The sequence below is a fragment of the Superficieibacter sp. genome (assembly GCF_032071645.1).
In the GTDB taxonomy this organism is placed as follows: domain Bacteria; phylum Pseudomonadota; class Gammaproteobacteria; order Enterobacterales; family Enterobacteriaceae; genus Superficieibacter.
In genome coordinates, this window is the sequence record NZ_DAMAPU010000003.1 from 396,260 (window position 1) to 417,362 (window position 21,103).

Annotated in this window: 19 protein-coding genes and 2 pseudogenes; 11 read left to right on the top strand and 10 right to left on the bottom strand. The window is 51.8% G+C overall.

Annotation, left to right across the window (positions count from 1 at the left end; all coding sequences use genetic code 11):
- The first annotated feature begins 53 nt into the window (after window positions 1-53).
- Together RT197_RS08620 and RT197_RS08625 are read left to right on the top strand one after the other, a co-directional pair.
- The gene (locus RT197_RS08620; RefSeq protein ID WP_312949253.1) at window positions 54-1,022 is read left to right on the top strand and encodes an IS5 family transposase; all 969 of its coding nucleotides are present in this window, start codon (window positions 54-56) and stop codon (window positions 1,020-1,022) included.
- 334 nt (window positions 1,023-1,356) lie between these two features.
- Window positions 1,357-3,174: a hypothetical protein gene (locus tag RT197_RS08625; protein ID WP_312949256.1), complete on the top strand. Its 1,818-nt coding sequence runs from the start codon at window positions 1,357-1,359 to the stop codon at window positions 3,172-3,174.
- 188 nt (window positions 3,175-3,362) lie between these two features.
- On the opposite strand, the gene RT197_RS08630 is transcribed toward RT197_RS08625, so the two are convergent.
- The gene (locus RT197_RS08630) at window positions 3,363-3,863 is read right to left on the bottom strand and encodes a hypothetical protein (RefSeq protein WP_312949258.1); all 501 of its coding nucleotides are present in this window, start codon (window positions 3,861-3,863) and stop codon (window positions 3,363-3,365) included.
- A 261-nt stretch (window positions 3,864-4,124) separates the two neighbouring features.
- On the opposite strand from RT197_RS08630, the gene RT197_RS08635 reads away from it, so the two are divergent.
- The 3 genes and pseudogenes from RT197_RS08635 to RT197_RS08645 all read left to right on the top strand — a co-directional run.
- The gene (locus tag RT197_RS08635; protein ID WP_312949261.1) at window positions 4,125-4,310 is read left to right on the top strand and encodes an AlpA family phage regulatory protein; all 186 of its coding nucleotides are present in this window, start codon (window positions 4,125-4,127) and stop codon (window positions 4,308-4,310) included.
- A gap of 178 nt (window positions 4,311-4,488) precedes the next feature.
- Window positions 4,489-5,703 (top strand): hypothetical protein, encoded by a 1,215-nt coding sequence (locus RT197_RS08640; protein ID WP_312949264.1) that lies wholly within the window; start codon window positions 4,489-4,491, stop codon window positions 5,701-5,703.
- 80 nt (window positions 5,704-5,783) lie between these two features.
- A pseudogene (locus RT197_RS08645) lies at window positions 5,784-5,927 on the top strand (resolvase); the annotation flags it as partial.
- Between the two features lie 95 nt (window positions 5,928-6,022).
- Here RT197_RS08645 and RT197_RS08650 read toward each other — a convergent pair.
- A complete protein-coding gene (locus RT197_RS08650) occupies window positions 6,023-6,898 on the bottom strand; it encodes a phage exclusion protein Lit family protein (protein ID WP_312949265.1) in 876 nt (291 codons plus the stop codon).
- 301 nt (window positions 6,899-7,199) lie between these two features.
- On the bottom strand, window positions 7,200-8,288 hold the full coding sequence (locus RT197_RS08655) for a hypothetical protein (RefSeq protein WP_312949267.1): 1,089 nt from the start codon (window positions 8,286-8,288) through the stop codon (window positions 7,200-7,202).
- A gap of 413 nt (window positions 8,289-8,701) precedes the next feature.
- Here RT197_RS08655 and RT197_RS08660 point away from each other — a divergent pair.
- Window positions 8,702-9,044: pseudogene (locus RT197_RS08660) on the top strand (integrase core domain-containing protein); the annotation flags it as partial.
- A 131-nt stretch (window positions 9,045-9,175) separates the two neighbouring features.
- Here RT197_RS08660 and RT197_RS08665 read toward each other — a convergent pair.
- The 3 genes from RT197_RS08665 to pth form a co-directional block, all read right to left on the bottom strand.
- Window positions 9,176-10,369, bottom strand: coding sequence for a tyrosine-type recombinase/integrase (locus RT197_RS08665; protein WP_264443226.1), 1,194 nt, complete (start codon window positions 10,367-10,369; stop codon window positions 9,176-9,178).
- 214 nt (window positions 10,370-10,583) lie between these two features.
- Window positions 10,584-11,675 (bottom strand): redox-regulated ATPase YchF, encoded by a 1,092-nt coding sequence (gene ychF / locus RT197_RS08670; protein ID WP_312949272.1) that lies wholly within the window; start codon window positions 11,673-11,675, stop codon window positions 10,584-10,586.
- Window positions 11,676-11,780: 105 nt separating this feature from the next.
- On the bottom strand, window positions 11,781-12,365 hold the full coding sequence (gene pth, locus RT197_RS08675) for an aminoacyl-tRNA hydrolase (protein WP_312949274.1): 585 nt from the start codon (window positions 12,363-12,365) through the stop codon (window positions 11,781-11,783).
- 259 nt (window positions 12,366-12,624) lie between these two features.
- Between pth and ychH the strand changes: the two genes are divergently transcribed.
- Window positions 12,625-12,900, top strand: coding sequence for a stress-induced protein YchH (ychH, locus tag RT197_RS08680; RefSeq protein WP_312949276.1), 276 nt, complete (start codon window positions 12,625-12,627; stop codon window positions 12,898-12,900).
- Window positions 12,901-12,948: 48 nt separating this feature from the next.
- On the opposite strand, the gene dauA is transcribed toward ychH, so the two are convergent.
- From dauA to lolB, 4 genes are all read right to left on the bottom strand, one after another.
- Complete coding sequence (gene dauA / locus RT197_RS08685; protein WP_312949491.1) at window positions 12,949-14,604, bottom strand: C4-dicarboxylic acid transporter DauA; 1,656 nt, start codon at window positions 14,602-14,604, stop codon at window positions 12,949-12,951.
- Between the two features lie 150 nt (window positions 14,605-14,754).
- The gene (gene prs / locus RT197_RS08690) at window positions 14,755-15,702 is read right to left on the bottom strand and encodes a ribose-phosphate diphosphokinase (RefSeq protein WP_003856663.1); all 948 of its coding nucleotides are present in this window, start codon (window positions 15,700-15,702) and stop codon (window positions 14,755-14,757) included.
- A 127-nt stretch (window positions 15,703-15,829) separates the two neighbouring features.
- Entirely contained in the window at window positions 15,830-16,699 is an 870-nt protein-coding gene (gene ispE, locus RT197_RS08695; RefSeq protein ID WP_312949279.1) for a 4-(cytidine 5'-diphospho)-2-C-methyl-D-erythritol kinase, read from the bottom strand.
- On the bottom strand, window positions 16,696-17,313 hold the full coding sequence (lolB, locus tag RT197_RS08700; protein ID WP_312949282.1) for a lipoprotein insertase outer membrane protein LolB: 618 nt from the start codon (window positions 17,311-17,313) through the stop codon (window positions 16,696-16,698). Before lolB ends, ispE begins: the two co-directional genes overlap by 4 nt.
- Window positions 17,314-17,507: 194 nt before the next feature.
- Here lolB and hemA point away from each other — a divergent pair, with 194 nt between their 5' ends.
- Genes hemA through sirB2 form a run of 4 tightly spaced genes read left to right on the top strand, consistent with a single transcriptional unit; the run spans window position 17,508 to window position 21,101 of the window.
- Window positions 17,508-18,764, top strand: a complete 1,257-nt coding sequence (gene hemA / locus RT197_RS08705) for a glutamyl-tRNA reductase (RefSeq protein WP_312949284.1) — start codon at window positions 17,508-17,510, stop codon at window positions 18,762-18,764.
- A gap of 35 nt (window positions 18,765-18,799) precedes the next feature.
- Window positions 18,800-19,882 carry a peptide chain release factor 1 gene (gene prfA, locus RT197_RS08710; RefSeq protein ID WP_312949287.1) on the top strand — a complete coding sequence of 361 codons (1,083 nt, stop codon included), beginning with the start codon at window positions 18,800-18,802 and terminating at the stop codon, window positions 19,880-19,882.
- Window positions 19,882-20,712, top strand: a complete 831-nt coding sequence (gene prmC, locus RT197_RS08715) for a peptide chain release factor N(5)-glutamine methyltransferase (protein WP_312949494.1) — start codon at window positions 19,882-19,884, stop codon at window positions 20,710-20,712. Before prfA ends, prmC begins: the two co-directional genes overlap by 1 nt.
- A complete protein-coding gene (sirB2, locus tag RT197_RS08720) occupies window positions 20,709-21,101 on the top strand; it encodes an invasion regulator SirB2 (protein ID WP_312949289.1) in 393 nt (130 codons plus the stop codon). Before prmC ends, sirB2 begins: the two co-directional genes overlap by 4 nt.
- Window positions 21,102-21,103 lie beyond the last annotated feature (2 nt).

A 21,103-nucleotide genomic window follows, 5' to 3' on the forward strand; every position in this document is an offset into this window, starting at 1 on the left:
TGATGCATTGAACCGCCTAGGGGCTTTGTTGAATAAATCGAACTTTTACTGCATTGAAGGATCAGATCACGCATCCTCCCGACAACGCAGGCCGTTCCGTGGCAAAGCAAAAGTTCAAAATCACCAACTGGCCCACCTACAACAAAGCCCTCATCAACCGTGGCTCCATAACTTTCTGGCTTGAAGATGAGGCAATTCAGGCCTGGTATGAGTCGGCAACGCCTTCATCACGGGGAAGACCTCTGCGCTATTCTGACCTTGCCATCACGACTGTCCTGGTGATTAAACGCGTATTCCGGCTGACCCTGCGGGCTGCGCAGGGCTTTATTGATTCCATTTTTGCCCTGATGAACGTTCCGTTGCGTTGCCCGGATTACACCAGCGTCAGCAGGCGGGCAAAGTCGGTTAATGTCAGTTTCAAAACGCCCACCCGGGGTGAAATTGCCCACCTGGTGATTGATTCCACCGGGCTGAAAGTCTTTGGTGAAGGCGAATGGAAAGTCAGAAAGCACGGCAAAGAGCGCCGTCGTATATGGCGCAAGCTCCATCTGGCTGTTGATGGCAATACACATGAAATTGTCTGTGCAGACCTGTCGCTGAATAACGTTACAGACTCAGAAGCCTTCCCGGGTCTTATCCGGCAGACTCACAGAAAAATCAGGGCAGCAGCGGCAGACGGGGCTTACGACACCCGGCTCTGTCACGATGAGCTGCGGCGTAAGAAAATCAGTGTGCTTATTCCTCCCCTAAAAGGCGCGGGTTACTGGCCCGGTGAATACGCAGACCGTAACCGTGCAGTGGCTAATCAGCGGCTGAGCGGGAGTAATGCGCGGTGGAAATGGACAACAGATTATAACCGTCGTTCGATAGCGGAAACGGCGATGTACCGGGTAAAACAGTTGTTCGGAGGTTCACTGACGCTGCGTGACTACGATGGTCAGGTTGCGGAGGCTATGGCCATGGTGCGGGCGCTGAACAAAATGACGAAAGCAGGTATGCCTGAAAGCGTGCGTATTGCCTGAAAACACAACCCGCTACGGGGGAGACTTACCCGAAATCTGATTTATTCAACAAAGCCCCGCCTAGGATTAAATAGTAGTTGGATAGTGGCGTCTTGCCCCTTTTCTCCCACACTCGATGTGATAGGATTCATAAGTTTGTCTTTTTAATATTTTGACAAAGACTGATTTGGTTATATTGTCTTACATGACAAAGGGAATGCTCACGACATTCTGTCATGACCTTCAAACAGCGGTGCTCTATCAATAGCTTTCAGCTAGACAATCATTATGGTACTAAGTTAACATTTAAACTTGAAGGATTTCACGTTTTATCCATTTTCGTGGGGACGCGGATATGATCGACGAACTTCAAGCCAGCAAATCTTGCTATTTCTTCCGTCAAAAAGCTCCGCTCAAAGCAGTCGCGATCGATACTTTATTCCGTGCGATCAGAAAAGCACAAACATCACCCTCTAACAATATTTTTTCTTTAACTCGGCAGTCCCATGGCGTCGCTTTTTGGTCTGCATTATGCTTCCAATTTGATAGGACGCCGCCATTCCTGCCTGGTTCTGAGGATGTGATCGACCGAGTGACAGGGTATTTGCTGATAGTCGAGCACCGCGATTATGTTGCCATTTTCAAATCCCAGTTAGAAGTTCCAGCTTATTTCTCCAAGCGATATTTACAGCGCATCGGGGCTCAGGATGTCGATCGGGGACTGACTAGCAAAGATTCGGTATTTGCCAGGGTTAGGCTGAGGCATATGACGTTGTCCCGTTTTGCTCTGCGCAGCAAGACACTTGAGGGTGAGAATCTCCAAAATAATGTGGGTATGGCATCCTCGGCTCGATTTGCCCCTTTGGGTTATAGCTTCATTGAGGCCGATGAAAACTTCTCAACAACGCCGCGAACTGGGAGGATCTCTCTCCGTGCGGATCGAGCGGGCTATCAGGAATTGGTTGATTATGCCTGCGGCATTATTGACCGGCTGCATCCTCGTCCCGGACGACCTTCTTCTTCCCCGTTTCTGGCAGCCTTCGCGCGATCATTGGACTTGTCAGATCTAACTGCTAGCCCTGTTCAATTTGCCGTTGATACCGCCATCCTGGGACAAGCCATCTTTGACGACAAAATCATACGCTTAGTTAAACACGATGGCGGCGGGTATCGAGAGCTTTTAAAAGCAGAGGTTGATCCAATACTCTCAGAGCTGACTGATATATTGACGGTTACAAAAAACGCTCATGGAAAGCTGCTGCTGACACAATCTGTAACAGGGCTTGAGGTAGGTGAGATCTCAATAAACAAAACAAGAATCGCTTTAAAACGCCTTACGCAGCCTTTGCTAACCGATGTATATGTCGAGAATACCCAGTTTGCACTTGGTACAGACAATGATCGAGCTTTACTTAAGCAGTTCATAGATAAACAAGACACGTTCATTGTACTGTTTGATCAGACGCGATTTGCTTATCTGGATGGCAGCCTTTATTTGGACGATTCCTTGATCAACGGTGGTAATCAGTTCTTGGGTTATCTCTTCGGTAATGCAGAGCTTGCAGCAGTTACTGATGAGAAAGGTACTTTTACTGCTGCACATCGCGCATTTGATCGTGACTCTACATTCGGCGCGGTACTTTCAACGATAGCTCCCGATGATGATGTTATCGTCTGCGATGATCTCGGTGATGAATGGGCTGATTTTATTGGTTTTCGGACGGACCCATCTTCTCCAAGAGTCACCTTCTATCACGCAAAACACGGTGAGCTGACTCTCGGCGCTAGTGCATTTCACGTTTCTGTCAGTCAAGCTATCAAGAATCTGGGCAATCTCGCATTGCCAGTACCAGCCATGAACAAAAAGTTCATTAGGTGGGGGCGGTTTTATACCAACAACAGGGTGAGGACAAGTATTCCTCGCACATGCCGGGGTACACATGCTGATTCCAGATCCGCTGTAGAGTTCTGCAGGAATGCTCCCCACACCTTCAAACGAGTCGCTATTGTGACTTCGTCACTAAGTAAGGCCGCAGTAGAGCAAACATTTAGGGACATTCAAGCGGGCCATACTGCCAGTCCGTATTTCGTCCAACTTTATTGGTTGCTGTCGTCTTTTTTCGCTGCGTGTACAGAAGTCGGTGCCTTCGGATGTGTGATATGCCAGGAATAAAATGGGTCTGAGATATTGACTCGTTCGGCCATCGTTGCCCACTCGATACCTTCGTCATTGCTTGTTATTTCAAACTACTTTGTGCCTCCTGACCAGAAAGCTGTTTTGGAAGCTACTTAGTCTCGAGCTACAAATTTCTGATGCATAAAATGGCTAATACAGAAACAAATAAGATAAATGCTTGATAATTACTCTTCATTTAATTCGCGAATTTTGTCGGATACTTTTTTTTCATCCAGTATGTTGGCGATCGCCTTTTCTGTCCATACGCGTTCTTTTGTCTTATATATTACCGCTCTTGGTGTTAGCGCCTGCCTTTCTGTCATTAGTGTGGCAATCTCCCCCTCACTCATTCCCTTGATATCTTTAAAATAGCTCACCGTCTTGTACAGGTGGAAAAGCCTTTTGGGCTGCGTTTTTTTGATTTGATAAAATTCGGAGTCGGTTTCTTTCTTTAGTAAGTATTCAAATACCTGAGAAATTGCCTCCATGCGCCCATGTACTGATATTTTAGTGCTGGGAAAACCATGGACCAGCCCCACTTTTTTAATCATTGCAAGCATGTCCTCAGTTAGGGGGATTTCAGCCGGTGCTTTCTTGTCTCTGCTGGATTTTTTGTATTTGCGCTCTTTTTCCCGAAGGGTCTTAAGTTCCTCAGGTGTGAGCTTACTACGATCAATTTTTGGCATAAACGAACTCTCCATTACTAAGACTGACAGTCAGTTTTTGAATGAACAATAGCCAAGTTTAAGCTGTCGGTGAGCTGACAGACTTTCTTGAACTGACCGTCAGTTGTCGTGTTTGGGCATGATAGTAACTGACAGTCAGTATTGTCAATTATAAAAACTGACGGTCAGTTTAAATTGATTTTATTTCGTTTAAAATCAGTGGCATGTGAAGTTGTAAAAGCAGGCGGTCACCATGAGGTGTCGACTGTTTTTAGGTGTGTTATGACCGCTATTCGTATCATCAAAGTTCCGGAAGTACTTGAACGTTGCGCCATAAGTCGGGCGTCTCTCTACAGGATGCTCCAGCGCAATGAGTTCCCCCGACAGGTCCGTTTAGGCATCCGTTCAGTCGGTTTCTACGAGCATGAGGTTAACCAGTGGCTGACTGAGCGTCAGCGTGTTCAGTAAATATATGTGCGTCTAACAGCACGTTATAAGCGCACTTAAAAGCATGAACAGAGAACATATCAGTCAAAGCTGACGCTGGGTTAATTAAGCCAACAGTAAAGAACAGTTATTAATAATAATTGTACGGGAAGCTATTGCTCTCTGTTCCCCAACGGGCTAATGCCTGAGAGGAACAACAATGTCTAAGAAGAGTAACTGGCTTAACAGGAAGAATGTTGAGCTCAACATATCAAATGAAATCTGCCGTAGTAGCCATGGGCACCGGATGACTATGCGGGCTGATGGTATTACATCAGTTTCTCGCTTCCATAGTGAAGAAGAGAAAGAGGGGGTCTTGCAAACGCTTGAGCGCATTCTTGGGCGGAAATGGAAGCAGTATCGTATTGAACGCAAATCAACGCAGAATAAAGCGGGTAAGCTTCATCCCTATAAATATGGACTGTCGGTATATCGTAAGGGTGATGACTCACCCATGCTTCTGCACATCAACTGGGGACCTCGTCACGTCAAGACAGGTGGGATACGCTTCGAGTTCCGGCCGCAGCACATGGATGCAGAAGCGATGGATCACATGCTGGGATGGCTGAGTAAACGATTCGGTGCCATTTTCTGCCGTCTGTTAGCGCGGTCCTGGGTAACCCGCATTGATGTCGCTCTGGATGTGTATGGTTGCAAACTCAATGACTATGTCTGGGATTTAAAGGGGATATCTACCTTCAAGGATCACATAAACTTTAAAGGGTTACCTGGTCTGAACTTAGGCGGGCAAAGGTCTGCGCTGCGGTTTAACCTTTATGAGAAGGTATATGCTGGCGTGCTGAATTCGCTGGGTTTTAACCAGCGTAGTGAGGTTGTGTTAAAGGATGGCAAGGCCAGGCAGGAACAGTTCGTTGAGATCAACCAGGAGGAGTTTGACGGTTTTCTGCGCATAGAAGCGCGTATCATACCTGGTCGGCGTTCTGGTGCATGGTCTGTCATGCTGGCGGAACTCGCTGAGCTGAAAAACCCGTTCGGGCGCATTGTGGTTTATGAAGGAAAGCTTAAATCCGTTCTGGTTAATGACTTCATTGAGTCATCGCGGCCAAAGAGTAACAGCGCCAAAGCATGGGCCAGGCATGCCATGGGTGATGTAGACAGCCGTATGTCGCGCAGGGTAAAAAGGGCGCTGGTAACGCATGAAACGGAGCTATTCAACAAAAATGAAGTCTGGGCTTACTGGTCTTCTTGTGTGGCTGCGCTGGGTACAATAATCGCAGAGTTGGAGCCAGTGAATGCAACGAAGAAAGAGATGGCTGTAAGCCAGTTCGTAGAGTCGAAGCCGAACAGAAAGCGTAATCCCCGGCGATTAACAAGGCGCGAACAGGCACGCCTGAAGCGTAAACGTCGGGGTTGAACTGGCGGGATGGCGGTCTTATGGCTGCCATCATCTTGCTGCTGGAGACGCAGAATCCCAATAGGGATAATGAGACTATTCAAGGGTCCCGGCTTTCAGTGCCCGGCATCATCGACTTGATCGAACTGGAGCCAGAAGCGCAGGGCGTGCCGCGCATCGTCCTAGAGTCCGTACAGCACATGCTTTTGAAACTGGCCCAACAAATTGCCCGCGACGACTACGAAGCCTTCACCAGCTCAAGACCTTGGTGCTGGTGAAGGCTTCGGACTGATATGCCGGACGAACGCCTGATACTGCCACTTATGAACGCATCGTGGCGCTACGCTGAAGCGGCAAGAACCATCGGCGCAGATGGCCAAATTTCGCGCAACGTAGCAAAGGCAGCATGTGCAATAACACCTGCCGTCTCATCACGATCATGGCCCATTATTTCGCAGACGGCGTTTATCCGCTCTTGAACAGATGGATGAGAATCGGACTCTTCCCACTTATCCTTAGACAGCAAGGTAAGTGAAAATAATGCGAGGTAAATTCCGAGTTCTCTTTTCCTTCGAACCAGAGAAAAATCATCCCCGCTGCCAGCTGAATAATCTACCATTTTCTCAAGAACGAATTTTGTAGCGAATTCATCGCATGAAAATTCCTCATTCCGTTTACATTCTGGCGTCCCAAATGCCCCTGCACTAGTTCCTTCTCTTTGGTGCCTAATATGGCGAATTTCGTGCAAGAAAGCCCAGCACAGTGCAATTATTGCAAGCTCTGCGGCTGCACGCCCTTGCGGATCAGCAACCTTATCAGGTAAAACACCAGGCTCTGGTATTCCATTCGGTAGCGGGTCTTCATCGGCCTGCTGATTTGCTATGGTCACCTCAAACGAAGCAACAAGCTCTTTGAACCTACCAATATCAACCGCACTGATATCGTCACTTTGTGCAATTGCTCTGTAACCCTCCCATGCTGCGAATGCTCCTATCCAGAAGGAGCGAACAACACGGTGATTGAATCGAACAAACCGATATACACCTGCATCCATAATTAACCGGCCATCCGTATGCTCATCAGGAAGCATTTGGAAAACGATTTGCAGGTCACTGATTAATTGAGAAAGCTCATTTTCACGTTCTGGCACTGAACCTGAAAACAGATTTTGAATAGCCTCTTGCACCTGCATATCTTCTCTCGCGTCTAACGTCATAGTCATATCCTTAATTTTGGGTTTGGGGAGCAACGGAACAGTAAACGCTAATAAGAGGTCAATTTAAATATTTATTAATCAATAAATTACACTTCTTCATTGAAATCTATCTGTTCCCCCTTACTGACGGACTCCGGTACCGTAAGGGGCTAGTACCGCTGACCAGCAAAATAGTGCCATAGCGGTTGGCGTCTCCGAAGTTGGTTGCACCAAGTTTTTGACACTGCGAACCGTTAGCCCACTCAGCCATCCAGACGGATCGCCATGTGTGAAACCGTCTGTTTCAGGATAAGGGTATGTATTATTGCAAGTATTCGTTTACGAGTTGCTGTGTCTCATCATCGTCGGAAAAAATATTAAATGGGAACGTCGTAGTCAAGGTTCTAGTACCACCACCAGAATGGCAGTGAATTTGATTAAGAATTAATGCTCCGATTTTAGCTATACCTTTATCTTTTGTGATATAGGCAACCTGCATCCCTTTTTTTTTAAGCTCAGGCAAATGTATATAATTAAGAAGTATCTCTAATGCCATTAGATCAGCAGCTGTGTTGAATGCATCATCAAGGCTATAGATCTGGCTTTCTTTGATAACCTCTGTAGCTGCGGTTTTTTTGCCTTCCATCGTAATTCTCAGAAAAACCAGAATCACAGCGAGATCATTGGCTCGTAGTTTGTGTTTTTTTGCAGAGTTGAATACCTTTTCGGCGAGATCTTTCCTTATTTTTGATGTGATTTCCCGGTTTATTTTCGGTGCAATCTCGTGGAGAAATTCCATCCTTTGCAGCATCTGGGGTCTTAGTGTATCAGAAAGCGTATGACAGTAATTGCTTCCTCCACGAAAAATAGCCACCTTGATGTGTGGTAAAGCATGCCGCATGATCTCTTTCGCAATGTGATATTGCTGATCAATTACTAACGGTGTTGGCGGTTGCTTATGGTTCCCTTCGAGTGCAAATAGAGTAACATCAAATTCCATATCGCTATGACTTAAAAAGATAGAATCGAAATAATCAGGTTCGGCGTTCTTCTTTTTCTTACCTAAGAAATAACGGTACTGCATTGCGGAAATAACATTTCTGTCTGCTAGAACCAGAGTGTTTTTCGGAAGTACCATTAGCGGAAACCATCCACCATCAGTCAGAACATAAGTATCTTGTTCATCATCAAGACTGACATCAAACTGTATATTGAATTGTTCTCTCTCCTCAAACGCTGAAGCATTCTGTAGTCTTATTGTTACGGTGTTCGATTCAATCATTGCACAAAGTTGTGAATAATTGTTTGGAACAACATTGTAGGAGTGGATAGTTAAATTGCCACGTTCTGTACCATCCAGCAATATATTCCCGTTACTATCTCTGCCAGCAATCATTTGATTAACATCCATTGAAATACCCTCTTTTTATTAATATGATTTACCATTTTTCTTAGTGTGATACGCCTGAAACTTTAATGCATTGTAGCGGTCATCCTGATGTGTGTGGTCGAGGACAGTACATCAGTATTCTTTCCTATATATATCAAATTTACAAGAATCACACCAAGTTGTAGAGCCATCTAATATCAGGGTCACCACCAGTAGCTACTATACCAGAATGATTAATCAGGCTTCATTTGGCAACCAAACATACTTCTTATTAAGTCGCCAGATGGATTTCAGAAGCTTGACTAATCAGCATAAAGAATAGCCTTACTTTATAATAAAAAACGTAATCACATGAAATAGTTGGATATTTTGTGCTATATTACGGGCAGTCATTTTTTGAGATTAGGCTGAAGAGGTTCCCTATCGGGCGAAAAATGCAGGGCATACAGGTCGCGCGTATTCTCGGCAGTATCGCGCTGTTTCGTGGCTATCCCGCGACGATAATAACCGATCAGGGACAGGCATTTACCAGCCGCGCATTGGAGCAATGGGCCTTTTGGTGTGGAACTGCGTCTTATCCAGCCGGGTAAGCCCACTCAGAACGGATTTATTGAAAGTTTTAACGGACGATTCAGAAGAGATGAGTGCCTGAATGAGCACTGGTTCAGCGATATCGTTCACGCCAGGAAAACGATTAATGACTGGCGGCAGGATTATAACTAATGCCATCCACATTCATCGCTAAATTACCAGACTTCGGCTGAATTTGCAGCGTGATGGCGAAACGGGAAATATGAAGAAAAACCAACCGACCTTACTAACTGAAGGTTGTATCTAATCCTGAGGGCTGGTCAGCTACGTTCGATAAACAAAAATTCCGAAAGCTATAAGCATCTGGTATTCACTGTTTACGAAACATCAACACTGCTATGAGTGCTGCTTACCCATCCATCAAGTTTATCCGCCCATTCCTGCATCATCACTTTTCGCTCATCGAGGTAAGTTGCATGGTTGTACGTGCGGCGAACGTTGTTGGTATCAGCGTGCGCAAGCTGAGCTTCTATCGCATCAGGTCGATAGCCCATTTCGTTTAAACGTGTACTGCCTGTAGTTCTGGTTGCATGTGGGCTATAAGTACCGCTCCAGCCCAGGCTTTTAAGTAACTGACGCAGAGAGTGTGATGTCATTGGACCTAGCGGATTATCCCTGCCCGGAAAGAGATGGTGTCGATGCCCGGTTAATCCCTGTAGCGTTCTGAGCATACTGACGGCTTGGGAGGGGAGGGGAATAACATGTTCCCTACGAGCTTTCATGCGCGTTGCCGGAATGGTCCATAGTGCATTATCGAGATCGAATTCTACCCATTCAGCTTCGGTGACTTCGGCTGGCCGCGCCAGCGTCCACCACATTAGCCACATGCAATAGTTAACCTGATATGAGCCGCGACTGTTATCAAAACAGTTTAATAGCTTCCCGATTAGCTGTGGGTTCAATGGCTGTTTGTGCTGTGTCTTATTCGCCGGAAGCGCCTTGCGTACAGGCCAGACAGGATCGCTGTCAGCTCTAAGTGTTGCCACTGCCAACTCGAAAACTGATGAAACGGTGCGACGGGCTTCTGCGGCAACTGTCGGTGCTCCTCGTTTGGCAGTTTCCTGAAGAATTTTAAGGACATGGTGTGGGGTGATCTCTCTGACTGGGAGCTTACCTATTGCGGGAAAAACAACACGTTCAAGCATATCCAGTCGGCGTGTTTTGGTAATTTCGGCCCAGTCTTTCATCTGCAACCACTCTTTGGCAATCAGCTCAAAGGTGTTAGATGCGTCATTGACCTTGCGGATCTTATCTAACTGACGAGCCTGTGTTGGGCTAACTCCATCTGCGACTTGCTTACGCGCTTGCTCGCATTTCTCGCGAGCTTCGGCAAGTTTGACTGCCGGATACTCACCCAGCGCAAACATGCTGGATTTACCGTTGAGTTTAAACCGATAGCGCCATGCCTTTTTGCCATTAGGTTTCACTTCCAGGTAGAGACCGTTGAAGTCATTGAGACGATAGAGCTTTTCTTTCGGCTTGGCTGTGCGGCATTGCGTATCAGTGAGCATAGTGGGCCCTTGTCTATTTCTTATACCGTTATTGTACTCACCTAAAATGATAATGGAAACGGATTATACTCATCTATGTACTCATTTTAGACTGCGCTTCCATGAGATCATATGAGACAATGTGGAATAAAAAATCCACGCAAGTGCGTGGATTTTAGAGAGTTTAATGAGGTTCATGAGATGTTGTGAAGCCTCATGAAACAACAAGACTTATTTAGACGTTGAACAGGAAGTTCATCACGTCGCCGTCTTTCACTACGTACTCTTTACCTTCAGCACGCATTTTTCCGGCTTCTTTGGCACCCTGTTCGCCTTTGTAAGTAATGAAATCTTCAAATGCGATGGTTTGGGCGCGGATAAAGCCTTTTTCAAAGTCGGTGTGGATTTTACCCGCCGCCTGCGGAGCGGTTGCGCCAACCGGAATGGTCCAGGCGCGGACTTCTTTTACGCCAGCGGTAAAGTAGGTTTGCAGATTCAGCAGCTCGTAGCCTGCGCGGATCACGCGGTTCAGGCCTGGCTCTTCAATGCCCAGTTCAGCCATGAATTCGTCGCGGTCGGCGTCGTCGAGTTCGGCGATGTCGGATTCAACGGCGGCACAGACGGCAACGACGACGGAGCCTTCTTTAGCGGCGATTTCGCGTACCTGATCCAGATACGGGTTGTTTTCAAAACCATCTTCATTGACGTTAGCGATGTACATGGTCGGCTTCAGCGTCAGGAAGCTTAAGTAGCGGATGGCGGCTTTGTCTTCATCGGTCAGATCCAGCGCGCGCAGCATTCCGGCATTTTCAAGCTGCGGCAGGCATTTTTCCAGCGCCGCCAGCTCGGCTTTCGCGTCTTTATCGCCGCCTTTGGCTTTTTTGGAAACGCGGTGCATGGCGCGTTCGCAGGTGTCGAGATCCGCCAGCGCCAGTTCGGTATTGATGGTGTCGATATCTTCCGCAGGATCAACTTTACCGGAAACGTGAATGATGTTGTCGTTCTCAAAGCAGCGCACAACGTGACCGATGGCTTCGGTTTCACGGATGTTGGTCAGGAACTGGTTGCCCAGACCTTCGCCTTTGGAAGCCCCTTTGACCAGACCGGCGATGTCAACAAACTCCATCGTGGTCGGCAGAATGCGCTGCGGCTTAACGATTTCGGCGAGCTGGTCCAGACGCGGATCGGGCATCGGCACCACACCGGTGTTCGGCTCAATGGTGCAGAACGGGAAGTTTGCCGCTTCGATACCCGCTTTGGTGAGCGCGTTGAACAGGGTGGATTTGCCGACGTTAGGTAAACCGACGATACCGCATTTGAATCCCATGATTTAAATCACCTTAATATCTTGATAATCAACCTGTTATCGATAACAGATTGTAGAAAAGTAAATAACTTCGCCCATTATACACGCTGACAGATAAAAATACCGCTATTGCGCCCGGAAAGCGTGCAGGCGGTTAGTGGCTTTCGTCAGACCGTCTTTCAGCCAGATCTCGGTACAGCGTGCCGCTTCGTCAACCGCGTCGTCGATCAGTTTCTGCTCGGAGGCCGGGGGCTTGCCCAGCACAAAGCCGACAACTTTGTTTTTATCGCCCGGATGACCGATGCCGATGCGTAAGCGGTGAAAGTTGGGGTTATTACCCAGCTTGCTGATGATATCTTTCAGGCCGTTATGTCCGCCATGCCCGCCGCCCAGCTTAAATTTTGCCACCCCCGGCGGTAGATCTAGTTCGTCGTGGGCGACGAGGATTTCATCCGGGTTAATGCGATAAAACGTTGCCAGCGCCGCAACCGCTTTGCCGCTGAGGTTCATAAACGTGGTGGGCACCAGCAGGCGAACGTCTTCGCCCGCCAGATTAATGCGTGAAGTATAGCCAAAAAATTTGCCCTCTTCGCGCAGCGGGGCGCGGCAGCGCTCCGCCAGCAGATCTACCAGCCAGGCACCCGCGTTGTGGCGGGTTGCCGCATATTCCGCTCCGGGGTTCGCGAGGCCGACAATCAGTTTAATCGTCACGTATTCTATTCCTGCAGGGTCGATATGTTGCGCGTAGTGTACTGTCTGGCGCGGGTAATGACAAAATTCTGCGCCGGGACGGTAATTCCCGATCTGAATTATTAGTATTTAATGCGATTCAAAGGCTTATTTGTAAGTTTTTGTTGACTTTGTGGCTGGTAATGTGATCCGTCACGCAATCCTTAGCGCGCTTACTGACTATAATTTGCCACATGGAAAAGGGGTTTTCCTTTTCAGTGCAACGTTACGGAGGTGGCAAATGAAACGCAAAAACGCTTCGTTACTCGGCAATACGCTTATGGTGTTGGGGCTGGTGGTGATGGTCGTCGGCGTCAGCTACTCCATTTTGAATCAGCTTCCGCAGCTGGGCTTGCCGCAGTTTTTTGCGCATGGCGCGGTGTTCAGTATTTTCCTTGGGGCCATTCTGTGGCTCGCGGGCGCACGTATCGGTGGGCATGAGCAGATAAGCGATCGTTACTGGTGGGTTCGCCATTATGATAAACGCTGCCGTCGCGATCCGCGTCGCCCCGGATAACAGACAATAAAAAAGCGCTCAACGGAGCGCTTTTTTTGTACCTGCAAATCAGTTCTGGTCCGCCAGCGCTGCCGCGCGATCCGGGTAGAACGCCAGACGCCCCGGAATCGGCTTCACGCCCGCACGCGCCATGGTGCGCAGCGGCTGGAATTCAAGATTTGAAATGCGCAGTTCGCAGCCTTCCGGCAGCTTTTTAACGAAGCGCTGGAAAGCATCCAGCCCGCCCGCGTCCAGCACCGGTACAGCATCCCACTTCAGCACCACGATTCGTTTACCCACCACGCGAGATTCCAGCTCGGTAAATAAGCCTTCGGCGGCGGCGAAGAACAGCGGGCCGATGACCCGCAGCACCAGCACGTCGTCCGCCACCGTGACGTTGACCGGCGCGAGGCGGGTCATACGCGCGATGCGGCGCATAAACAGCAGCGACGCCAGCACGATGCCTACGCTGATGGCGATGACCATATCAAACAGTACCGTCAGCGACATGCAGATCAGCATGACGATGATGTCGTCTTTCGGCGCGCGGCGCAGCAGGTCAACGACTTTATGCGCCTCGCTCATGTTCCAGGCGACCATCAGCAGCAGCGCGGCCATCGCTGACAGCGGCAGCCAGGAGAGCATCGGGGCCAGCGCCAGCAGCGCGAGGATCACCAGCACCGAGTGAATAACGGCGGAAATCGGCGAGGTTGCCCCGGCGCGCACGTTCGCGGCGGAACGGGCGATGGCGGCGGTAGCGGTGATCCCGCCAAAGAACGGCGCGATGAGGTTGCCCAGCCCCTGACCAATCAGCTCGCTGTTAGCCTTGTGCTTGGTGCCGGTCATGCCGTCGAGTACCACCGCGCACAGCAGGGATTCAATCGCGCCCAGCATCGCCATCGAGAATGCCGCAGGCAGCAGGGCGCGCAGGGAATCCCAGCTTAAGGTAAAGCTGGAGCCGGGCAGATCCCACGGCAGGATCAACTGCGGCAGTAATTGCGGAATGCCGTTGCCCTGGGTGCCGTCTGCCAGCACGTAGTGGAACTGCGAGCCAATGGTCGCGACGTTAAAGCCCATCAGGTTAACGATAGCCATTACCGCGCAGCCGCCGAGCAGCGCCGGAAGGTGCCCCGGCAGGCGGATGCCCAGCCGTGGCCAAAAAATTAAGGTGCCTAGGGTGACGATACCAATCGCCGCGTCGCCGACGTTAATGGTCGGCAGGGCCATCGCCAGCGCGCCCACTTTTTGCAGATAGTGTTCCGGGACGTGCTCCATATGCAGGCCGAGAAAATCTTTGATCTGCATGGTGCCGATGGTGATACCGATCCCGGAGGTAAAGCCCAGCGTGACCGACAGCGGAATGTATTCAATCAGGCGGCCAAAACGGGCGAGGCCAAAAAGGATCAAAAACACGCCCGAGAGCAGCGTTGCCATTAATAACCCGGCAAGGCCGAACTGCTGCGCGACGGGGTAAAGAATGACGACAAAGGCCGCGGTGGGGCCGGAGACGCTGAAGCGCGAGCCGCCGCTTAAGGCGATAACAATCCCGGCAACCGCCGAGGTATACAGGCCGTACTGCGGCGCAACGCCGCTGCCAATCGCCAGCGCCATCGCCAGTGGGATCGCAATGATGCCGACGGTTATACCGGCTATCAGATCGCGGGTGAAGCGCGAAGCGGTGTACTTCTCTTTCCAGCACGCGTCGATCAGAGCGCGGAAAGGCATCACATGTGGAGAAAGTATATTTTTCACAAAGGTGATCGTCCGTGAGCGCATCATCCGTTATTGACGACACGGATGAAGGAGGCATTGGTCATACAAATTGATATTACAGACAAAAAAACCCGCCGTAGCGGGTCTTCTGGCCTGGCCCGATTAATGCTCGAACATGGCAGAGATAGATTCTTCGTTGCTGATACGACGAATCGCTTCGGCCAGCATCCCGGACAGAGTCAGGGTACGTACGTTCGGTAAGGCTTTGATTTCATCTGATAACGGGATGGTGTCACAGACGACAACTTCGTCAATGACGGAGTTGCGCAGGTTGTTCACCGCGTTACCGGAGAAAATCGGATGCGTAGCGTAAGCAAATACGCGTTTAGCACCGCGTTCTTTCAGCGCTTCGGCTGCTTTACACAGCGTACCGCCGGTGTCGATCATATCGTCAACCAGCACGCAATCGCGACCCGCTACGTCACCGATGATGTGCATCACCTGTGAAACGTTAGCGCGCGGACGACGTTTGTCGATGATCGCCATATCGGTATCGTTAAGCAGTTTAGCAATAGCACGGGCACGAACCACGCCGCCGATATCCGGGGAAACCACAATCGGGTTATCCAGATTCAGTTGCAGCATATCTTCGAGCAGGATCGGGCTACCAAATACGTTATCAACCGGTACATCAAAGAAGCCCTGGATCTGTTCAGCATGCAGGTCAACGGTCAGTACGCGGTCAACGCCAACGCTGGACAGGAAGTCGGCGACCACTTTGGCGGTGATAGGTACGCGCGCAGAACGCACGCGGCGGTCCTGACGAGCATAACCAAAGTAAGGGATAACGGCTGTAATGCGACCTGCGGAAGCGCGGCGCAGAGCATCTACCATAACAACCAGTTCCATCAGGTTGTCGTTGGTGGGAGCACAAGTGGACTGGATGATGAAAATATCACCACCGCGTACATTTTCGTTAATTTGTACGCTGACTTCGCCGTCGCTAAAGCGACCTACGGCGGCGTCGCCGAGAGAAGTGTACAGGCGGTTGGCAATACGTTGTGCTAGTTCCGGGGTAGCGTTACCAGCAAAAAGCTTCATATCAGGCACGAGAAGAACCTCAGGCATGCGTCCAGTGGTGGATGAAATGTACCAAAAACTGTGCGGGCCAGGCACGATTTCATCCAGTCGGTGTATTAAAGAGCGCGATGCAACGTCTGGAACAAGGGTGACGTTGTCACCGAAACTCAGTGAGCTCCGAAAGGGCTTGCTGCAGCGGCGAGTGATTCACACCACGCGCTACAAAGCCTTGCAGCCATTCCGGGGCTTGCTCTAGCACCTGACGAGCAGCGGATTCCGTCTCGAATTCAGCAAAGACACAGGCTCCTGTGCCAGTCAGGCGCGACGGCGCGTATTCTAACAGCCAGGAAAGCGCCGCATCAACCTCGCGAAAACGTTTTCTTGCGATAACCTCGCAATCATTGCTGAATTCACATTTTAATAACGTTTCAATTGACCTTTCCGGCGTTTTACGTGGCAGGTCAGGATCGCGAAAAATGATCGGTGTCGGTATGCTGACGCCGGGGTGGGCGACGAGATACCATTTTTCCGCCACGGTGACGGGCGTCAGTTTTTCTCCCACGCCTTCGGCAAAGGCGGCATGACCACGCACAAACACCGGCACGTCGGCACCGAGCGTCAGCCCCAGCGCCGCCAGTTCATCGACCGACAGACCGCAGCCCCAGAGCGCGTTTAACGCTACCAGCACCGTCGCCGCATTGGAGGAACCGCCGCCCAGCCCGCCGCCCATCGGCAGCCGTTTTTCAATCGAGATGTCCGCGCCGCTGCCCGCAGGCAGTCGCTGGCTTTGGCCTGCTTCCTGCATTAACAGCCGCGCGGCGCGCACGATCAGGTTGTCTTCATCCGCAACGCCTGCAATCGGCGTCAGCAGCCGTAGCTGACCGTCGTCACGCGGGTCAATGGTCAGCGTGTCGCCATAATCGAGAAACTGAAACAGCGTTTGCAGCGTGTGGTAGCCATCCGCACGCTGTCCGGTTATGTACAAAAACAGATTCAGTTTCGCAGGGGAAGGCCAGCGCTCGGTCATTTGACGATCCAGTTATCCATTTTCAGCTTGATACGCTGGGAACCCTGGGTCAGTTCCATATTTGATGGCAGCGCGGGCTGGGTTTTGCTGTCATAGCCGCCGTACACCACTTTCCAGGTTTTACCGTTCTGGGTGTAGTTCAGCTCGCTTAAGCGGTACTGGCTGTCGAGTTTATAATCGGTGGCATCACCCGGCAGGCCGAGGATCCACTGACGCAGGCTGTTAAGCGGGATCGGCATTCCGGTCAGTTTGCCAATCATCTCTTCGGCATCGGTATCGGTATAATGCTGGCCTTTATTGTCCATCAGTTCGACGGTGCCCGGCTGCGCTTTCAGCTCCAGTTCGGTACTGCCAAGCGGATTGGTTAACAGCAGGCGATAGCGATCCTGACCGGTCTGCTGCCAGAAGTAACGGGCATAGACCTTTTGCTGATCGGAGAGATAAGCGAAAGCACCGCGCGTCTGATACTGGCTAAGCTGGCGGATTTCCTGCTGATGCTGACGCCACTGCGGCGCGTCCGGGCTGGTTGCCGGACCTTTTGGCGGGTGAGTCATACAGGCGCTCAGAACCAGCGCGGTCAGCGGCAGCAGGCGAAGTAAACGGCGTTTGATCATCGTAAATCCTTGATGTACGTTGCGGTATTAACTGTTAATGCTAGCGTTACGCTGCGGGAGCGTCTACGTTCACGTTGTCTTAAATCATTTTTTACCTGTTACTCCGAAAGGAGTGCGTCTCTTTTATTGATCCGGCGCATCCTGTATGATGCGCACAGACTAACCTTATCAACGCTGGTACTACTCCCGCATCCATGACCCTTTTAGCGCTTGGCATCAATCATAAAACGGCTCCTGTAGCGCTGCGAGAACGCGTGACGTTTTCGCCGGATACGCTCGACCAGGCGCTGGAAAGTCTGCTGGCGCAGCCGATGGTGCAGGGTGGCGTGGTCCTGTCAACGTGTAACCGTACTGAGCTTTATCTGAGCGTTGAGGAACAGAGCGATCTGCGCGAGGCGCTGATCCGCTGGCTGTGCGATTATCACAATCTTGATGAAGACGATTTGCGCAACAGCCTTTACTGGCACCAGGACAACGACGCGGTGAGTCATCTGATGCGCGTCGCCAGCGGGCTGGATTCGCTGGTGCTGGGCGAGCCGCAAATTCTCGGCCAGGTGAAAAAAGCATTTGCCGATTCAGAGCGCGGACACCTTAACGTCAGCGAGCTGGAGCGCATGTTCCAGAAATCCTTCTCGGTCGCCAAACGGGTGCGTACCGAAACGGATATCGGGGCCAGCGCGGTGTCGGTCGCTTTCGCGGCCTGTACGCTGGCGCGGCAAATCTTTGAATCGCTCGCCACGGTCACGGTGATGCTGGTCGGTGCCGGTGAGACTATCGAACTGGTTGCCCGCCATCTGCGCGAACACCGCGTCAAAAAAATGATCATCGCCAACCGGACCCGCGAGCGCGCACAGGCGCTGGCAGCGGAGGTCGGCGCGGAAGTGATCGCCCTAAGCGACGTTGATGAGCGTTTGCAGGATGCCGACATTATTATCAGTTCAACCGCCAGCCCGCTGCCGATTATCGGTAAAGGGATGGTGGAGCGGGCGTTAAAAGCCCGCCGCAATCAGCCAATGCTGCTGGTGGATATCGCCGTACCGCGCGATGTCGAGCCGGAAGTCGGCAAGCTGTCGAACGCTTACCTTTATAGCGTTGACGATCTGCAAAATATTATTCAGCACAATCTGGCGCAGCGTAAAGCGGCGGCGGTGCAGGCTGAAACCATTGTGGAACAGGAAGCCAGCGAATTTATGGCCTGGCTGCGCGCCCAGGGCGCGAGCCTGACCATCCGGGAATACCGCAGTCAGGCCGAAGATATTCGTGACGAACTGACTGCCAAAGCGCTGGCGTCGCTCGAACAGGGTGGCGACGCGCAGGCCATTATGCAGGATCTGGCGCGCAAACTGACCAATCGCCTGATCCACGCACCAACCAAATCTCTCCAGCAGGCCGCCCGTGACGGGGATGACGAACGCCTGCATCTTTTGCGCAACAGCCTCGGGCTGGAGTAGCACAACCATTCTTATAACAGGGTGCATTAACGCCTATGAAGCCTTCTATTGTTGCTAAACTGGAAGCTCTGCACGAGCGTCATGAAGAAGTTCAGGCGCTGCTGGGCGATGCGGGAACCATCGCCGATCAGGAGCGATTCCGGGCGCTGTCGCGTGAGTACGCGCAGCTTAGCGATGTTTCGCGCTGTTTTACTGACTGGCGACAGGTCCAGGAAGATATTGAAACTGCGCAGATGATGCTCGACGATCCCGAAATGCGCGAAATGGCGCAGGAAGAACTGCGCGACGCCAAAGATAAAAGCGAGCAGCTTGAACAGCATTTACAGCTCCTGTTGCTGCCAAAAGATCCCGACGACGAGCGCAATGCGTTTGTGGAAGTCCGTGCTGGCACCGGCGGTGACGAAGCGGCGCTGTTCGCGGGCGATCTGTTCCGTATGTACAGCCGCTACGCAGAATCCCGCCGCTGGCGGGTAGAAATTATGAGCGCCAGCGAAGGCGAGCACGGCGGCTACAAAGAAGTGATCGCTAAAGTCAGCGGCGACGGGGTGTACGGTCGCCTGAAATTTGAGTCCGGCGGTCATCGCGTGCAGCGCGTCCCGGCGACCGAATCCCAAGGCCGTATCCACACGTCCGCCTGTACCGTGGCGGTGATGCCGGAACTGCCGGAAGCCGAAATGCCGGACATTAACCCCGGCGATTTGCGCATCGACACCTTCCGCTCATCGGGCGCGGGCGGTCAGCACGTAAACACCACCGACTCGGCAATTCGTATTACCCACCTGCCCACCGGGATTGTGGTGGAGTGCCAGGATGAACGTTCGCAGCATAAAAACAAAGCCAAAGCGATGTCGGTCCTCGGCGCGCGTATTCGCGCGGCGGAACTGGCAAAACGTCAGCAGGCAGAGGCTTCAACCCGTCGCAACCTGCTCGGTAGCGGCGATCGCAGCGACCGTAACCGCACCTATAACTTCCCGCAGGGTCGCGTGACCGATCACCGCATTAACCTGACGCTGTACCGTCTGGATGAAGCGATGGAAGGAAAGCTGGATATGCTTATTGAGCCTGTCGTGCAGGAATTCCAGGCCGATCAACTGGCGGCGCTGGCCGATCAGGAATGATGGATTTTCAGCAGTGGCTGGGGAGCGCCATTACCCGCCTGAATGCCAGCGAAAGTCCGCGCCGCGACGCGGAGATTTTGCTGGAGTTGGTGACTGGCAAGACGCGGACGTTTATTCTCGCCTTTGCCGAGACGACGTTGACGGATGCGCAGGCGCTGCAGCTTGAGACGTTGCTGGCGCGGCGCGAGCGCGGCGAGCCGATTGCGCATCTGACCGGAATGCGCGAGTTCTGGTCGCTGCCGTTGTTTGTTTCGCCCGCCACGCTCATTCCGCGCCCGGATACCGAATGCCTGGTTGAGCAGGCGCTGGCCCGGTTGCCCGTCGCGCCGAGCCGGATCCTTGATTTAGGCACCGGCACCGGGGCGATTGCGCTGGCGCTCGCCAGCGAGCGTCCCGATTGCCAGGTGACGGCGGTGGATTTCCGCGCCGACGCTGTGGATCTCGCGACGCGCAACGCCCGGCATTTACACCTTCACAACGTCACGATCCTGCAAAGCGACTGGTTCAGCGCGCTGGCGGGTGAGCGTTTCGGCATCATCGTCAGCAATCCGCCGTATATTGATGAGGGCGATCCCCATCTGGCGCAGGGCGACGTGCGCTTTGAACCAAAAAGCGCGCTGGTGGCGGCGGATAACGGCCTGGCCGATCTGGCGCATATTATCACCGCGTCCCGCGATTTTCTGACGCCGGGAGGCTGGCTGCTGGTTGAACACGGCTGGCAGCAGGGCGATGCGGTACGCGAGCGCTTCACGGCGGCGGGCTATCAGCAGGTTGCAACCTGCCGCGATTATGGCGGTAACGATCGCCTGACGCTGGGGCAGTGGGCGTGACGCTTTTCAGCCTGGCGATCGGCCTGCACCTGACGGCGGCGGCGCTGTCGGTTAGCCTGTTTGTGCTGCGCTACTGGTGGCGTTACGCAGGCGATCCGCGTGCCAGCCAGCGCTGGGCGCGGGTCGTGCCGCATAGTGTTGATACCGTCCTGCTGCTCAGCGGCGCGGGGCTTATCGCAATAACGCACTATCTGCCCTTTACCGCGCAGGGTGCATGGCTGACTGAAAAGCTATTTGGCGTTATTATCTACATCGTTTTGGGTTTTATTGCGCTCGGCCATCGCTGCCGACGCAGCCAGCAGACGGGCTTTATCGCTTTTATGCTGGGGCTGGTGGTGCTTTACATCATCATTAAACTCGCCACCACAAAAATTCCGTTTCTGGGGTAAGT

Excerpts from the sequence above, each read along its gene's own strand:
- RT197_RS08625 (WP_312949256.1), top strand. The coding sequence starts at position 1,357 with ATGATCGACGAACTTCAAGCCAGCAAATCTTGCTATTTCTTCCGTCAA.
- RT197_RS08630 (WP_312949258.1), bottom strand. The coding sequence starts at position 3,863 with ATGCCAAAAATTGATCGTAGTAAGCTCACACCTGAGGAACTTAAGACC.
- RT197_RS08635 (WP_312949261.1), top strand. The coding sequence starts at position 4,125 with ATGACCGCTATTCGTATCATCAAAGTTCCGGAAGTACTTGAACGTTGC.
- RT197_RS08640 (WP_312949264.1), top strand. The coding sequence starts at position 4,489 with ATGTCTAAGAAGAGTAACTGGCTTAACAGGAAGAATGTTGAGCTCAAC.
- RT197_RS08650 (WP_312949265.1), bottom strand. The coding sequence starts at position 6,898 with ATGACGTTAGACGCGAGAGAAGATATGCAGGTGCAAGAGGCTATTCAA.
- RT197_RS08655 (WP_312949267.1), bottom strand. The coding sequence starts at position 8,288 with ATGGATGTTAATCAAATGATTGCTGGCAGAGATAGTAACGGGAATATA.
- RT197_RS08665 (WP_264443226.1), bottom strand. The coding sequence starts at position 10,369 with ATGCTCACTGATACGCAATGCCGCACAGCCAAGCCGAAAGAAAAGCTC.
- ychF (WP_312949272.1), bottom strand. The coding sequence starts at position 11,675 with ATGGGATTCAAATGCGGTATCGTCGGTTTACCTAACGTCGGCAAATCC.
- ychH (WP_312949276.1), top strand. The coding sequence starts at position 12,625 with ATGAAACGCAAAAACGCTTCGTTACTCGGCAATACGCTTATGGTGTTG.
- dauA (WP_312949491.1), bottom strand. The coding sequence starts at position 14,604 with ATGCCTTTCCGCGCTCTGATCGACGCGTGCTGGAAAGAGAAGTACACC.
- ispE (WP_312949279.1), bottom strand. The coding sequence starts at position 16,699 with ATGACCGAGCGCTGGCCTTCCCCTGCGAAACTGAATCTGTTTTTGTAC.
- lolB (WP_312949282.1), bottom strand. The coding sequence starts at position 17,313 with ATGATCAAACGCCGTTTACTTCGCCTGCTGCCGCTGACCGCGCTGGTT.
- hemA (WP_312949284.1), top strand. The coding sequence starts at position 17,508 with ATGACCCTTTTAGCGCTTGGCATCAATCATAAAACGGCTCCTGTAGCG.
- prfA (WP_312949287.1), top strand. The coding sequence starts at position 18,800 with ATGAAGCCTTCTATTGTTGCTAAACTGGAAGCTCTGCACGAGCGTCAT.
- prmC (WP_312949494.1), top strand. The coding sequence starts at position 19,882 with ATGGATTTTCAGCAGTGGCTGGGGAGCGCCATTACCCGCCTGAATGCC.